This window comes from Streptococcus sp. 210928-DFI.4.42, from assembly GCF_020554365.1.
Lineage (GTDB): Bacteria > Bacillota > Bacilli > Lactobacillales > Streptococcaceae > Streptococcus > Streptococcus parasanguinis_S.
The window spans coordinates 44,524-59,545 of the sequence record NZ_JAJCHF010000004.1 but is presented as its reverse complement, the minus strand read 5'-3'; the positions used below and the strand labels follow the sequence as shown (position 1 = coordinate 59,545).

Here is a 15,022-nt window from a genome sequence, read left to right as displayed (position 1 = left end):
AAAAAATCTAGTAGAAATCATCTACTAGATTTTTTGTAGTGAAATAGTTTCTTATTTCAAATCCGACATCGCTTGTTTCTTGGTGAAGGTGCGCTCTTGTTTGTTAGCTAAGGCATTGATGCGAGCATCTAAAAGGATCGCCCGGCCTTCGGCACTTCGGGTATAGATGAGGTCATACTTGCCCAGACTCTTTCGGATTTGTTCCACAAAGGCTTGGGCATCTTCTTTACGTTTGTCAAAGAGGCTTGGCACGGCGAAATATTCTGTCTGATCGGACTCCTTTTCCTGTGCTTTCAAGATATAGCGCTGATTTTCAATTGGAGCGAAAAACTCGATCATGGTTTGCGAGAAGAGTTCCTTCTCCCGCATGGTTCCGCCCTTCAAATAGATCAGCGTGTTGATGGCATCCTTTCTGTCTCGTACGACTTGGATACGGGTCTCTTGAGTCTGAATATGCCCAAAGAGGAGCAGGGCTTGGTGAATAGCCTGGCCGAAGACTTCTAACCGTTTATAAGGGCTCTTATAGAGATAGTAGCGCAGCCAAGCAAGGAGAGCGAGAACAGCTAAGATGAATAGAAGAATTAGAGACGCTTTATTCCCTCCTCCTCTATGTGAATAGTAAAAAAGGTTGGCGAAAGCATTGGTCAAAGCGGCGGCCGTCAGCCAACGAGCTAGCTTCCTGGCGTCAAAAAATAGGGCCAGGGGCAGGAAGTGTTTATCCACTTGGACCTCATTTGCAATCTCCATATTCTCCAGAATCGGCAGGGCTGTTTGCCAGCCGTCTCGGAGTTCTTGACGATGGGTGGAGCGCTCTAAGGTTTCTTCATTGAGTTTTTGCAACTGTTTTTTGGTATAGCGGATATTGTCAAAGGCTAGACGTTCGATACCGGATTCGATGAAGGGCTCCTTGTAATGGAGACCTAAAAATTGCTTCATCCGTCTTTCTAAGAGCTCCAGATCAGGACTATATTCTTTCAGCTGATCAGTGAGGGCTTCGATCTCTTCCTTTTCAAGATCGGACTTTTCATACCATTTCTTTAGGGAAAGATTGATGGAGACCAGGTGCCAGATGTTACTGGTCTTGTCTGGGTCTTCGGGCCACACTCGGATGGCACGACCTCGCATTTGGTTGCTGAGCATGAAACTGCCGACAAAGCTCGCTAGGATCAGAGAGTTGACGCAAGGAGCATCCCAGCCTTCTCCTAGAAGGGACTTGGTTCCAATGACGACTTGGATGAGCCCTTCTTGAAAGAGCTGGGTCACAGCTGTCACCAAATCATGTTGAGAACCAACCAAGCGAACCTTGAGAAAGTCATCTGGAGATAATTGGCCGACACTTTGGTAAGTCAATCGATTCTCTCCTAGAAGTTCTTCTAATCTTGGCTTAGAGACCGTCGGGATGATGACGATGCTGCCGGTCAAGACAGCGATGGCAGGAGGAGTTGTTAGCTCTATGCTTTCCCTGCGAATGGATTCGAAATAAGAGAGCACTCCCAACTGAGTGAATTGGGCATCCTTATCCCCAAGATGAACTTCAAACTCTTGGCGAATATAGTCTGTTAAAACCAGTTGGCGCAGTTGGCTTCCAAGAGCCTGGTATTCCGCCTTGAAAATTTCTCGGACGGCATTAAGTTTTCCGAGGGATTGGTTCAGCAGGAGGTCTTGTTTTTTGTTGCGGACCAGTTTGACTTGTTTTCGATCGATCAAGCTGGCTGCTTTTAATTCATGAAGCAGTTGCTTCTCGTATTCCTCAGGTAGATTGTACCAGTGAGGCACCTGAAAGAGCAGACCTTGCAGGAGAATTTCAAGCCAGTCCAGGGTGAAAGCAGGTAGTTTCTTGGCTCCTAAAAGGTCCTGGAAACGTTTGGGAAAGTCAATTCCCTTGCTTCGAAGAAAGATCAGGGTAGCAGAGAGATACTTGGGCTCATTGAGCAATTCATCATCGCTGATCTGACCCGATAAGGCCTGGCAGGTTTGGAGGTGTTGGCAAAAGAGAGGATCGGAAGTCAGTTGTTGCAAGAGAGCATTCTTTTGTTGGCTAAAAGCATCCAACTGCTCTTGCTCTTCCTTGGTTGGAAAGGCGAAGTAAACATAGTCTTGGTGGGGACAAAGGGTGTCTTCCTTGACCAATTCGGGAACCGTAATTTCCTCATCGATCTCACCACACATGCGGATATAGCGATCCCAAAGGGCAGGATCCCCTTCATAGGGAGGGGTGGCGGTGAGGGAGATCATCTTTAAGTCAGGGAAGGCTTGACGAAAAGCTTCCAAACTCTTCCACCATTCATTGCGCAAGTGGTGACACTCATCCAAACAAAGGGTTCCGAGTGAGATGGCTTTGAAAGTAGTAAAGATATCAAAGCCTTTGAAATCAAATGTTTCAATCTCTGCCTGGTCATCGGTATCCTCAGCTTGTGATTGACCGACGACTTGGTTCATGGCGCTGTGTAGAGCCTGATAGGTAGCCACTGTAATCAGCTTAGGATGTTTGAGGTCCTGAGAAATCAGTTGCTCCGCTTGGCTTTCATCACTCAAGAATGCCTGGATAATCCGGTCGACCCATTGTTGACGAATGGTGACCGTTGGAGCCAAGATCAGGGTTGGCTGGCCGAAGCGTCTGATAAATTCGATTCCCAGGGTTGTTTTTCCAGAGCCAGGAGCTGCTACCAAATGCAGGTGGCCATCCGCCATAAAAGCGTCACTCTTATCGAGAACGCGTTTTTGATAGTGTCTCCATTGGCCTGTAAAGGCTAGTTCTTGTAACATTGGTTTCCTCCCTTGTACTGTCCCCATTATATCATAGCGGAGGACAAGAATCTCTTGGTAGAAGTTGAAGATTTCCGCTTTCTAATGAAAATAGCAAAGGGGAAATTTTGAGTGATAAAAAGCCCAATCAACGGATTAGGCTTTTCATGTTAGTCTTTCTTTGTTTTACGAGAGAGGCCAAAGGCAGCACCCATGCTAAGAAGACCAAGACCTAGAGTCGTCAAAGCAATTGAGGTCTTGCTTCCTGTATTTGGAAGGCTTGCTTCTTTTTGAGGAAGAGCAGCTGGTGCGATATAAACTGCTGTTTTGACAGGCTCATCTTTAGCCGGTGTGAAAACGGTCGGTTTCGCAGGAGTGACAACAGCCGGTTTCTGAGGAGTAGGAGTCGGTGTTGCAGGTGTTTGGATGCTAGGCGTTTGTGGTTTTGCTTTCGCCACGCGGTGAGTTTTTGAGATCAACTCATACTTGTCTGTTTGTACCTTGAAGACACGACCTTTTTGGACAGTTTCAACGACTTTATTGGCAAATTGAACGTTCAACAAGTTAGCAAAGTTTTTGTCGATATCTAAGTAGAGACCATTTGTTCCATTGACCAATGGATCAAAGTCTTTTTTTTCACGTGTTTCACCAACCACTGTCAAAGAGATACCAGCATCTTGAAGGGCTTTCAGTGTCGCTTCTTTTGTTGGTGTATCCTTTGTAAGATCAATGTCCTCATCTGTAATCAAGAAAGCAAAGCGATGGTTGTTTGCCCCAGTCCCCCAGTTGTAGTCTCCTGAAGTAGCGATATGATGCAATGGAACAGTAGCATTTTCATAGTAGCCTTTAGTTTTGATGGTTTTCAGAGCAGAAATGAAACTTTCTGGATCTGTTGTGAATTTTGATCCATTAAAATCATGGTATTTTGTACGGTCTGATCGTTCATATTCAACCAATCCTAAACGGGCTTGAATATTTTTAGCAGAAAGATTGCGAACGAAGGTCTCAACATTTTTCATCGTATTATTAATATGGTCGTCCATTGAGAACGATTTATCAATGACAAAGACGATGTCTGATGTTCCTTGGACTTCTTTTTTATTGACCACATCTGCTTCTTTTGTCACTTCGACTAGAGTTGTTTTATTAACTGTTTCAGTTGTTGTCTCAGTGTAGTCAGCTGTTTCTTTGGTTGATGTAGCTGTCTTGGTAGATGACACTGGTTTTGAAGTGCCAACAGGTGTGTCTTGATCGGATAAGCTAGTCGTTTTGATGGTTGCTGTTGAAGTAGTGGTTGTGTCTGCGCCGTCTGTTTTAGCAGATGGGCCAGTTTTCTTGACGTCCACAGCGATGACATCGCCGGTTTTTGCTTTATCAGCAGGAACAACTGGTGTATTGGCTTTGGCATTGATTTCTTCTGTTGCAGCAGTGATAGGTGATTTTGTTTCTGTATAAGTTGCAGGAGCGGCTTGGGTTGTGCTAGGTGCAACCTCATCAGCAGAAGCAATAGTCGTTCCTGTGAAGATCGTTCCTAAAACAACGGAAGCTAAAGTTAAAGTTTGTTTACGTGAAATAGTATATTTTTTCAAAATACGTCCCCTTTTTAATAAACTTTTTTCTATCATACAGGTTTTTGAAAAACTTGTCAACGGTATAATAATCAAGGGTTTCACTGACTTTTATATTCCTAATTATTGATAAATAACCAAACAAGAAAAATATGCATAAAATAGGTTTAATATACAAAATATATAATAAAAAATAGGATTCCTAGCAATTGGCAAGAAACCCTATTCTATCAGTATTTCTACTCTATTTTTTTGCCGTAAAAAATACTAGCTAGTCACTTTATTTATGTCTCTAAATCAGGACATAGGTTTCAACCGCATGCCCAGCACCATTTTCATTGTTGGTCTTTGTCACGACAGTCGCTCCGTCTTTCACTTCTTGTGGAGCGTTGCCCATAGCGACCCCGATGCCTGCTTTTTTGAGCATAGGGAGGTCGTTGAAGTTGTCTCCCATGGTGAGGACTTCTTCTAAGCACAAGTGGTAGTGGTTGGCTAGCTCAACCAGAGCATCCTCTTTGGAGACCTGCTTAGCCGTGACTTCTAGGTAGTTGGCTTTGGAGAGATAAAAGGCGGTAGAAGGGAAGTCGTCGGCAGAAATAGTGCGATAGAGAGCTTGGATCTCTTCTGGCTCTCCAATTAAGAGCAATTTGTGGAGGGGCTTAGTCGCATCCAGCAAAGGATCCAATAGGGGAAGAATGAGAGGTTTTTCCCCTGTAATCCGGGCTTCCTCTTGACTCCATTGGTCAAGTCGGTCGGTCATCCAGTCTTTTCCACTATAGAGGTTGATCGAAACCTGAGGAAAGTGTTGGTTGACCCAGTCGATAAAGTTCCGGGCCTCCGTCTTGTTCACAGGGTGCTCGAAAAGAACCTGCTCTCCCTTTTGGATCAAGGCGCCATTGTAGCAAGCTATGGGGCAGTCTTCTATACCGAGTTCTTTGGCAATGGGAGCCATTCCTTTTGGAGAACGAGCAGAAGCCAGTACGAAAGGAATGGTTTCGCGTTTTAAATCTGGGATCAATGCTACCAACTGTGGATCGATCTGATGGTGATCATTTAAGATAGTACCATCGATGTCGCTGATGATGAGACGAATGTGAGACATAATGAGGACCTCCTAATAGAGAATAGTGGTTTCACTGCCGATTTGTTTAAGGATTTCAGGGCTTGGTTTTTGATCAGTAATCCAATAGTCAAATTGCTTGAGACGAGCGAGATAGTAGTTGGCATGTTTGTGGAACTTTGCACTTTCTGCTACCAGCACCTTGGTACGAGTCCGTTCAAAAACGAGGGACTTGACTGCAACGTCTTCAGCATCCTCAAAGGTGACTTCGCCATTGGCTAAGCTACTCGCTCCAAAAAAAGCAAGATCAAAGCGAAGATTGTCCAGTATGTGTGCTTGATTCGCGTCATAGTAGAAGCGGTTTTTAGGGTAGAATTTCCCGCCTAGGAGATGAACGTCAACCTGGGAATGGCTACTGAGCTGGATGGCATTGTCAAGAGAGTGCGAATAGACCGTGACTTCCTTATTCAGCATGCCAGCAAGCAGGGTCATCGAGGTGGAAACGTCGAGAAAGATCACTTGTCCATTTTGGATCAATTGCAGGGCCCTTTGAGCCATGGCAGTCTTTTCCTTGTTGGCTTTCTGACTGCGGTCTAGGTAAGAAGGGCCAGGTTCTTTGTTTAAGGGGAGAAGTCCACCATGGGTCCTACGGACTAGCTGGCGTTGGCTCAGAAGGGCAAAATCTCTGCGGATAGTATCTTTTGAGACCTTGAAATAATCGACCATTTCTTTAGCGGATAGCTGTTTTCGCTCTTCTAAAAGTTCTAGGATTTTTTCGAGCCGTTGTTCCTGGTACATGAATTCGCTCCTTATTGCTGTTCTTGCCTTCATTGTACATCATTTTGTAAGTGGATGCAAGTTTTATTAAGTGTATTTAAGTGTTTATGATCTTTTTCTTGTAAAACCTTATTTCTGACGTTTGTTTTAAAGGGGGAATTCTGCTATAATATGTCAAAATAACGTGGAGGTTTCCTTATGGCCAGTGAATATGAAAAAATGATTGCAGGTGACTATTATAGACCTGCAGACCCTGAATTACGGGCTTTGGCCAAAGCCTCTCGGGAGAAACAAGAGGCCTTTAACCAAGAAGTAGACCCTAAAAAAGGGGCGGCCATCATCAAAGAGTGGTTTGGCTCTACTGGCGACAACCTCTATCTAAATCGTCAGGTTCTTGTGGATTATGGGGTCAACATCCATCTGGGAGAGCATTTCTATGCCAATTACAATTTGACTATGTTGGATATATGTCCCATTACGATTGGAAAGAATGCCATGATTGGTCCTAATTGCCAATTTTTGACACCCTTGCACCCACTGGATCCAGATGAACGCAATTCTGGTCTGGAGTATGGGGCTCCGATTACTATTGGGGACAATTTCTGGGCAGGAGGAGGTGTCACCATCCTTCCTGGTGTGACGCTGGGTGATAATGTAGTCGCTGGTGCTGGGGCAGTCGTGACCAAGTCCTTTGGAGATAATGTGGTCCTTGGAGGAAACCCAGCCCGTGTCATTAAAGAAATACCCGTTAAAAAGGAGAAGGGATGATCCATAAACATGAAATTCCTATTTTAGAGTTTGACGACAACCCACAGGCAGTCCTGATGCCGACTCATGAGGGGTTAGACCTGCACCTGCCTGAAAAATGCGTTTATGCTTTTTTAGAGGATGAAATTGATCGCTTTGCCAAAGCTGTTGGAGCTGAGCAAGTGGCTACCTTTGTCTCAGCTACCAAGGCTTATCCAGTCTATGTTCTGGAGCACCAAGGGGAGAAACTCTGCTTGGCCCAAGCGCCAGTTGGATCTGCACCAGCAGCTCAATTCATGGATTGGTTGATTGGCTATGGGGTGAAGAAAATCATTTCCGCAGGCAGCTGTGGCGTCTTGGTAGACATAGAAGAAAATTCCTTTTTGATCCCGACCAAGGCCTTGCGAGATGAGGGAGCCAGTTACCATTATGTGGCGCCTTCTCGTTATATGGAAGTGGATCGTCGTGCACTGACTGCTATTGAAAGGGTTCTAAAACAAGCGTCCATTCCCTATCAAGAAGTCATGACCTGGTCGACGGACGGCTTTTATCGAGAAACGCCTGACAAGGTAGCCTATCGCATTCAAGAAGGGTGCAGTGTTGTGGAGATGGAGTGCGCCTCACTGGCAGCAGTCGCCCAGCTTCGTGATGTAGTTTGGGGCTTGCTCCTATTTACCGCAGATTCTCTTGCAGACCTGGAAAATTATGACCAGCGTGACTGGGGTGCTGAAGCTTTTGAGAAGGCCCTAGAATTGTGCCTAGAGATGGTTCATCACTTGTAGGTCTTTTCACCTTTTTATGATACAATGAAGCTATGTTAGTCAAATTATTTTTTAAACAATGGCAGGCCAAAATTAAAAGCCTGTCTCCGGCAAGGCGAATCTTTCTCAGCTTTGCCTTGGTTATCCTGGTGGGCTCCCTCTTATTGAGTCTGCCTTTTGTCCAGCAAGCAATCTCAAAAGCAGGTTATGTCGACCACCTTTTTACAGCAGTCTCCATGGTCTGTGTGACAGGGCTCTTTACCCAATCAGTAGCTTCGACCTATAATGGTTGGGGGCAATTGATTTGTATGCTCTTGATTCAGATTGGTGGCCTGGGGATCTTGACCTTTATCGGTCTCTTCTTTATGGAAGGTCGCCAAAAGCTTAGCTACAAGGACCGACAGACCATCCGGGACAGCTTTAGCTTTAGCAATAACCAGAGCTTGGCCCGTTTTGTCCGTTCTATTTTCATTACCACCTTTACCATCGAAGGACTGGGGGCCTTGCTCCTCATGATTCGCTTCATTCCTCGATTTGGTTGGGGCCATGGAATCTTTAACTCTATCTTTGTTGCGGTCTCGGCCTTTTGTAATGCGGGCTTTGATAATTTTGGGGGCGATAGTATGATGAGCTTCCAGACCGATTGGTTGGTCAATATGACCTTATCTGCCCTTATTATTACTGGGGGCTTGGGCTTCATGGTCTGGTTTGACCTGGCTACCAAGGCCCGTAATCAATCAGGACGGCGGACTCTTCGCTTCCATACCAAGGTGGTTCTCTGGTTAACAGCTGCGATCCTTCTCTTTGGGACAGTAACCAGTCTCTTGACCGAGTTTAATAATCCAGCAACGATTGGGTCCCTTCCATTAGGAGAGAAGATCTTGGTCAGCTTCTTCCAAACTGTCAGTATGCGGACAGCTGGTTTTGCATCCTTAGATTATACAGCAGTCCGGCCAGTGACGCTCTTCGTCTATCTCTTGCAGATGTTTTTAGGTGGAGCACCGGGTGGGACAGCAGGGGGCATGAAGATCACCACCTTCTTGGTGCTGATTCTCTTAGCGCGCAAAGAGTTGCTCGGCTTGCCACATACCAACCTGGGTAAGCGCACCATCGCACCAGACTTGGTCCAACGCTCTTTGGGGACGGCAGTGATTTTCCAGTTGACTTTTCTCCTTGGACTCTTTGGCCTTTGTCTCGTGACTCCGGATGGTCAACGCTTTTTGTACCTGGTCTTTGAGGTAGTATCGGCTCTAGCGACAGTAGGCGTGACAGCCAATGTGACCTCGACCTTAAATGGAGCAGGGCTGGGGATCATCATGGTGCTTATGTTTATCGGTCGGATCGGCCCCTTGACCCTCATGGTCAGTTTGAACAATTACAAAGCTAAGAAGGCAGATGCCTTGCAATATGCTAAAGCAGACATCATTATCGGATAGGAGAAACTTATGGCAAATCGAACCATTGGAATTTTAGGATTAGGAATTTTTGGACAGAGTGTCCTGAAAACCCTGCAAGACCAGGATGTGGATATTGTTGCGATTGATGATCACGCAGATGTGATCAACCAATATGAATCCATGATTACGACTGGAATTGTTGGAGACATTACGGAGTTGGACCTCTTGGATGCAGCAGATATTGGGAACTGTGACACAGTCGTGATCGCGACGGGTGAAAACCTGGAGTCCAGTGTGCTGGCTGTCATGCACTGTAAGGCACTAGGTGTCGAGCACGTCATTGCCAAGGTCAAAAATGAAGTGACCAAAGAAATTCTGGAAAAGATTGGGGCTGATTTGGTCATCCTGCCAGAGGTAGAAGCAGGCATGTCCCTCGCCAAAATGGTTCTTTTCCAACACCGGATTGAAGTTTTCCAGTTGGATGAAGAAGTGGTAGTAGTCGAGTTTACGGTTCCATCCAGCTGGGTAGGAAAAAGTCTTCAGGACTTGGCTGTCAGAGAGGAGTACCATCTCAACATTATTGGTTATCGAGATGCGGAAGATCAACCGCTTCATATTCAGATTGCTCCCGACTTTATCTGGCCAGAAGGGGTGCGCGTGATGGCGGTGACAGACAACCAGTATCTGGATAGAATCCAAGATTTGTTAGACTAATTGTGTAATGGAAACGGCCGAAAGGTCGTTTTTTTCCTCTCTAGGTTAACTCTTCTTTAAGCAATGATTGCTAAAGTAAGAGAAACAAAAACACTTCCATTGTGGGAATAGAAGGATGAAAGATGATATTTTTTAACAGTATACGACCCAAACAGCCCTTAAAAGAGCTCAAATGGTTTGATATTGGTATTGTGACGGCCATTCTTTTTGGGCTTAATGACTTCGGTGAGTGAGAAGAACAAGTGGAAGGCGCTGGCCTTTTCAACCCTGATCCGCTTTTCTTTCCACACCTATCAAGTGCTTCTCTGGGCCCTTGTGATTGGCGTCATTTATGGGCTCTTCTATTACGTCATGTATAAGAAGGTCGTCAAGAATCTCTTGCCATTTTTCCTCATGCATGCCTTGGCAGATATGTTTGGCTCGAGTCTCATGTATCTCTTGATCAATTGGGGAAGTTGATCTTATAAAATTTTAGGAAAGGCTCTGTCAAGTGTTGACAGGCCTTTTTTTGAGTGCTATAGTAAAAACGTAAGCGCTTACCTAGTAAGGCGAAGCAGATGAAAAGAGGGCGAGTCAGATGCCCAGTAAAAAGAGGAGGACAGACAAATGGCAGGACCAGTGATAGAGGGAGAAAACTACCGGATCTCCGTATTAACGGAATCTTTGGTGCGCTTGGAATACTCAGAGGATGGTGTTTTTGAAGATGGTCAGACGCAAGTTGTACAAAATCGAGATTTTGGCCCTGTTGCCAGTGAGGTCGTAGAGACAGAAGAGGTCCTAGATCTTCATACAGAGCATCTCCACCTCCATTTTGAAAAGGGACCTTTTGCACCGGATCGGCTTTATATCGAACTCAAGGGTCAGTATGCAGTCTATGGGAGCCGCTGGCACTATGGAGATCAGCCGGAGACCTTAAAGGGGACTAGTCGGACGCTTGACGAGGTCGATGGGGCTATGGAGTTGCAAGATGGGATCTTGAGCAAGGCCGGTTATGCTCTTTTAGACGATTCCGCTTCCTACTTGTATGATGACGAAAGCGGGTTTAGAGCACGGCCACGTCCAGAAGTGGATCTGTATTTCTTCGGTTATGGGCGCGATTATCTAGGAGCCTTGAAAGATTTTTACCATCTGACAGGACAGCCACCCCTCTTGCCACGTTATGCTCTGGGAAACTGGTGGAGTCGCTATTGGCCTTATACCAGTCAGGAGTACACAGATTTGATGGATCGTTTCAAAGCAGAAGGGGTGCCTCTTGCAGTCAGTGTGATCGATATGGACTGGCACAAGACGGCGATTCCTGCTCGCTTTGGAAGTGGTTGGACTGGCTATAGTTGGAACCGGGATTTGATTCCTGATCCAGCTGCTTTCTTAAATGGCCTGCATGAGCGTGGTTTAAAGGTGACCTTAAATGTCCATCCGGCAGATGGAATTCGCGCCTTCGAAGATACTTATCCCATGGTCGCAAAACGCTTGGGACTGGATGCTGAAAAAGAAGAAGCGGCTAGCTTTGACTTTTATAGTCCAGCTTTTCGCGAAGCTTATTTCGAAGATGTCCACCATCCCTTGGAAGATCAAGGAGTGGACTTTTGGTGGATTGATTGGCAGCAAGGTAGTCATGGCAAGATGGATCCCCTTTGGTTGTTAAACCACTATCATTATCTAGACAATTGCCGAAAAGGCCAAGCTGGTCTCATCTTATCACGATATGGGGGTCCCGGCAGCCATCGGTATCCGATTGGTTTTTCAGGGGACACTATTGTGACTTGGGAATCCCTAGCCTTTCAACCCTATTTTACTAGCACAGCTTCCAATATCGGCTACACCTGGTGGAGTCATGATATCGGTGGCCATATGCGGGGCTACTATGATGAAGACTTGGCTCTTCGATGGTTGCAGTTTGGGGTCTTTAGCCCGATTAATCGTCTCCATAGTTCTTGTAATGCCTTTAACAGCAAGGAACCGTGGTTTTACTCGCCTGAGACCTGTCGCTTGATGAAGCAGTATTTGCGCCTGCGCCATGGCCTACTACCTTATCTCTACACCATGAATGTGGCGACACACGAAGAAGGGCTACCTTTGGTTCAACCCCTCTATTACCACTATCCAAATGAAGAAGAGGCTTATGAAGCGAAGAATCAATATTTCTTTGGTAGTGAACTCATGGTGGCACCAATTACCGAAGCGCTGGATCCTGTCTTTCATAGTGCTTCTGTGAGCGTTTGGTTCCCAGACGGCGTTTGGTACGATTTCTTCCATGATTGGAAGTATGAAGGAAGAGGCAAGCTTACGGTCTTTAGGACCAGCCAGGATATTCCGGTCTTTGCACGTGCAGGAGCCATCATCCCTATGGATGCACAACCACAGACAGGAGTAGACCTTCCAGAAATGCTGGACTGGCATCTCTTCCCAGGTGACAATCGTTCCTTCGTACTCGTCGAAGGAGAAGGAGCTAGCAAGGTTGAAACCCGCCTAACAGTCGATTGGGATGAAAAAAAGATTAGGATGGATCTGTCAGGTGATCTAGCCTTGCTTCCTGAAAAGAGACAGCACCGTTTCTTGCTCCATACCTTTGAGACAGCCCCTATTTTAGTGGACAATCAAAGTCAGGAAATTGCGATGGGTGAGCTGCAATCGCATCCGATTGCTAAAGAAGATCGGATGTTTGAACTCTTGAAATCTGCCAACCTGGCTTACGATAGGAAAAATGAATTATTTGCGGCTTGTTCAAGAGCCAAGGATTGGAAACAGTTGATGAAGGTCATCACACCTTTGGAGGAAGGCTTGCGCCAACGTCTCTTTGAAGTGATTTATTCTAGTGAAGAGGGAGAAGACTTGTAAACTCTTGCAATTTCACCCCTATTTTTGTATGATGAAAATGATTTCACAATCATAAAGGAGAAGAAAAAATGGAACAAAAATGGTGGCATAACGCCGTAATTTACCAAGTTTATCCAAAAAGTTTCAAGGATAGTAATGGCGATGGCATAGGGGATCTCAAGGGGATCACGAGCAAGCTAGACTATCTGGAAAAGCTAGGGATTACAGCCATCTGGCTCTCACCAGTCTACAAGAGTCCCATGGATGATAACGGCTATGACATCTCGGATTACGAGGATATTGCCTCCATCTTTGGTACCATGGAAGATATGGAAGAATTGATCGCAGAAGGTCAGAAACGTAAGATCAAAATCATCATGGACTTGGTGGTCAACCATACCTCTGATGAGCATGCTTGGTTTATCGAGGCGCGTGAAAACCCAGACAGTCCAAAGCGGGATTTCTATATCTGGCGCGATGAGCCCAATGGTATTATTTCTGCTTTTAGTGGCTCTGCTTGGGAATTCGATGAAGCTTCAGGTCAATACTACCTGCATAACTTTAGTAAGAAGCAACCAGACCTTAACTGGGAAAATGAGGAGCTTCGTCATCAGATCTATGACATGATGAATTTCTGGATTGACAAGGGAATTGGTGGCTTCCGTATGGATGTGATCGATATGATCGGTAAGATTCCAGATCAGGAAATCATCAGCAATGGTCCCATGCTCCATCCTTACTTGAAGGAAATGAATCAAGCGACCTTTGGTGATAAGGATCTGCTTACAGTGGGTGAAACTTGGGGGGCAACTCCAGAGATTGCCAAGCAATACTCCAATCCGAAAAATCAAGAATTGTCCATGGTCTTCCAATTTGAACACATCGGCCTTCAATACCAACCGGGTCAACCAAAGTGGCACTACGCGAAGGAATTGGATGTGCCTAAATTGAAGGAAATTTTCACAAAGTGGCAGACGGAATTAGGAGAAGAGGAAGGCTGGAATTCCCTCTTTTGGAACAACCACGATCTCCCACGGATTGTGTCAACTTGGGGGGATGATGGCGACTACCGTATCAAATCTGCCAAGGCTTTAGCAATTCTGCTTCACTTGATGAAGGGGACTCCGTATATCTATCAAGGCGAAGAAATCGGGATGACCAATTATCCATTTAAGACCCTTGAGGATGTGGAAGATATCGAGTCAATCAACTATGCCCATGAAGCCTTGGGAAAAGGAGTGCCACTCGAAGTGATCATGGATCAGATCCGCCATATTGGTCGGGACAATGCACGGACACCGATGCAGTGGAATGATGAAGCAGAAGCTGGCTTTACGACAGGTCAACCATGGCTTGCGGTCAACCCAAACTACAAAGAGATCAATGTAGAGGCTGCCCTAGCAGATCCAGACTCTATTTTCTATACCTACCAAGCCCTCATTGCTTTGAGAAAAGAGTACCCTTGGCTTGTGACCGCTGATTATGAATTGGTGGACGCAACAGACAAGGTTTTTGCCTACAAGCGGGTAGAAGGAGAGCAAGCCTATCTGGTGGTTGTCAATCTCTCCAGTCAAGAGCAAGAGTTACCGCTCGTCAATGGGGTTGAAGAGGTTCTCATTGCCAATACCAAGGTAGAACAAGTCCTCGAATCAGGCAAGTTGGCCCCTTGGGATGCCTTCTGTGTTAAATTAGCCTAATGAAGCAAATGAAAAAATAGGGGAAATTACTTCCTCGTAGAAGCAGGTCTTTCTCGATAGAGAAGGCCTGTCAGAATGAGGACGAAGTCATCTAAAAAACTTTCCTTAGGTGAGTACGGACGTCAGCGAACTTCTACGAAGTTCCAAGACTAAATCAAGATACTAAGGGCGTCTGCGGATAAAGTCAAAATAGGAAGTTTGACGCAGAATCTTTTGATTCTAGAAAAACTTATCTTTTTGACACAATCCGCAGCCCGTGTTCAATTTTTATTGAGCCCCTTCGCTCTTTAATTTCTGGGCTCAGGCTAAAACAGTTTCCCAAACTGTTTTACTCTCAATAATTCCGAGTGCTAGAAACAATAGTGTTTCTAGCACTTTTCTCACGGCGGAAAGTTTCACTAGATGATAGAATCATTCTAACGAATACATTTTTATAGAATTTCTTAGATTTGTAAACAGAAGCAATTTGTTTATGCTTGCACAGGTCTTTCTCAGTAGAGAAGGCCTTCTTTAGTTTTTAGGGGCTGTTCTTCTAGCAGAATCCGCTCAAAATCCGCTCAGAAATGGTTCAGGGACGCTTGGGCTATAGGAAATCTTTATAAGAAGTCCTAGTTTTTGCTTTTAATCTCTGGTCTCAAGGCCCATTAAATCCGTGTTATAGTTTTTGGCTATATCAAAATTCGTGTAAAAGCAATTATACAAGACGGCTATCTTCTGATATGATAGTGTCAATTAGAAT

At 45.3% G+C, this 15,022-nt stretch carries 10 protein-coding genes and 1 pseudogene; 7 read left to right on the top strand and 4 right to left on the bottom strand.

Features of this window, described 5'->3' with window-relative positions; genetic code table 11:
* Positions 1–51 precede the first annotated feature (51 nt).
* The 4 genes from LIZ08_RS02500 to LIZ08_RS02485 all read right to left on the bottom strand — a co-directional run bounded on the left by LIZ08_RS02500 (position 52) and on the right by LIZ08_RS02485 (position 6,171).
* Positions 52–2,766 (bottom strand): DEAD/DEAH box helicase family protein, encoded by a 2,715-nt coding sequence (locus LIZ08_RS02500; RefSeq protein ID WP_227038192.1) that lies wholly within the window; start codon positions 2,764–2,766, stop codon positions 52–54.
* A 149-nt stretch (positions 2,767–2,915) separates the two neighbouring features.
* Complete coding sequence (locus LIZ08_RS02495; protein ID WP_227038191.1) at positions 2,916–4,334, bottom strand: vWA domain-containing protein; 1,419 nt, start codon at positions 4,332–4,334, stop codon at positions 2,916–2,918.
* A gap of 271 nt (positions 4,335–4,605) precedes the next feature.
* A complete protein-coding gene (locus LIZ08_RS02490) occupies positions 4,606–5,415 on the bottom strand; it encodes a Cof-type HAD-IIB family hydrolase (protein ID WP_227038190.1) in 810 nt (269 codons plus the stop codon).
* Between the two features lie 12 nt (positions 5,416–5,427).
* On the bottom strand, positions 5,428–6,171 hold the full coding sequence (locus LIZ08_RS02485) for a DeoR/GlpR family DNA-binding transcription regulator (RefSeq protein ID WP_227038189.1): 744 nt from the start codon (positions 6,169–6,171) through the stop codon (positions 5,428–5,430).
* 177 nt (positions 6,172–6,348) lie between these two features.
* On the opposite strand from LIZ08_RS02485, the gene LIZ08_RS02480 reads away from it, so the two are divergent.
* From LIZ08_RS02480 to LIZ08_RS02450, 7 genes and pseudogenes are all read left to right on the top strand, one after another.
* Positions 6,349–6,918: a sugar O-acetyltransferase gene (locus tag LIZ08_RS02480; RefSeq protein WP_223141625.1), complete on the top strand. Its 570-nt coding sequence runs from the start codon at positions 6,349–6,351 to the stop codon at positions 6,916–6,918.
* On the top strand, positions 6,915–7,679 hold the full coding sequence (locus tag LIZ08_RS02475) for a nucleoside phosphorylase (RefSeq protein WP_009731620.1): 765 nt from the start codon (positions 6,915–6,917) through the stop codon (positions 7,677–7,679). The genes LIZ08_RS02480 and LIZ08_RS02475 overlap by 4 nt, the downstream gene beginning before the upstream one ends.
* Positions 7,680–7,711: 32 nt before the next feature.
* Positions 7,712–9,094: a TrkH family potassium uptake protein gene (locus LIZ08_RS02470; RefSeq protein ID WP_227038188.1), complete on the top strand. Its 1,383-nt coding sequence runs from the start codon at positions 7,712–7,714 to the stop codon at positions 9,092–9,094.
* Between the two features lie 9 nt (positions 9,095–9,103).
* On the top strand, positions 9,104–9,769 hold the full coding sequence (locus tag LIZ08_RS02465; RefSeq protein ID WP_023919047.1) for a potassium channel family protein: 666 nt from the start codon (positions 9,104–9,106) through the stop codon (positions 9,767–9,769).
* 201 nt (positions 9,770–9,970) lie between these two features.
* A pseudogene (locus tag LIZ08_RS02460) lies at positions 9,971–10,228 on the top strand (type II CAAX prenyl endopeptidase Rce1 family protein); the annotation flags it as partial.
* A 147-nt stretch (positions 10,229–10,375) separates the two neighbouring features.
* On the top strand, positions 10,376–12,607 hold the full coding sequence (locus LIZ08_RS02455) for a glycoside hydrolase family 31 protein (protein WP_227038187.1): 2,232 nt from the start codon (positions 10,376–10,378) through the stop codon (positions 12,605–12,607).
* A 68-nt stretch (positions 12,608–12,675) separates the two neighbouring features.
* Positions 12,676–14,283, top strand: a complete 1,608-nt coding sequence (locus tag LIZ08_RS02450) for an alpha-glucosidase (RefSeq protein ID WP_227038186.1) — start codon at positions 12,676–12,678, stop codon at positions 14,281–14,283.
* Positions 14,284–15,022: the final 739 nt, after the last annotated feature.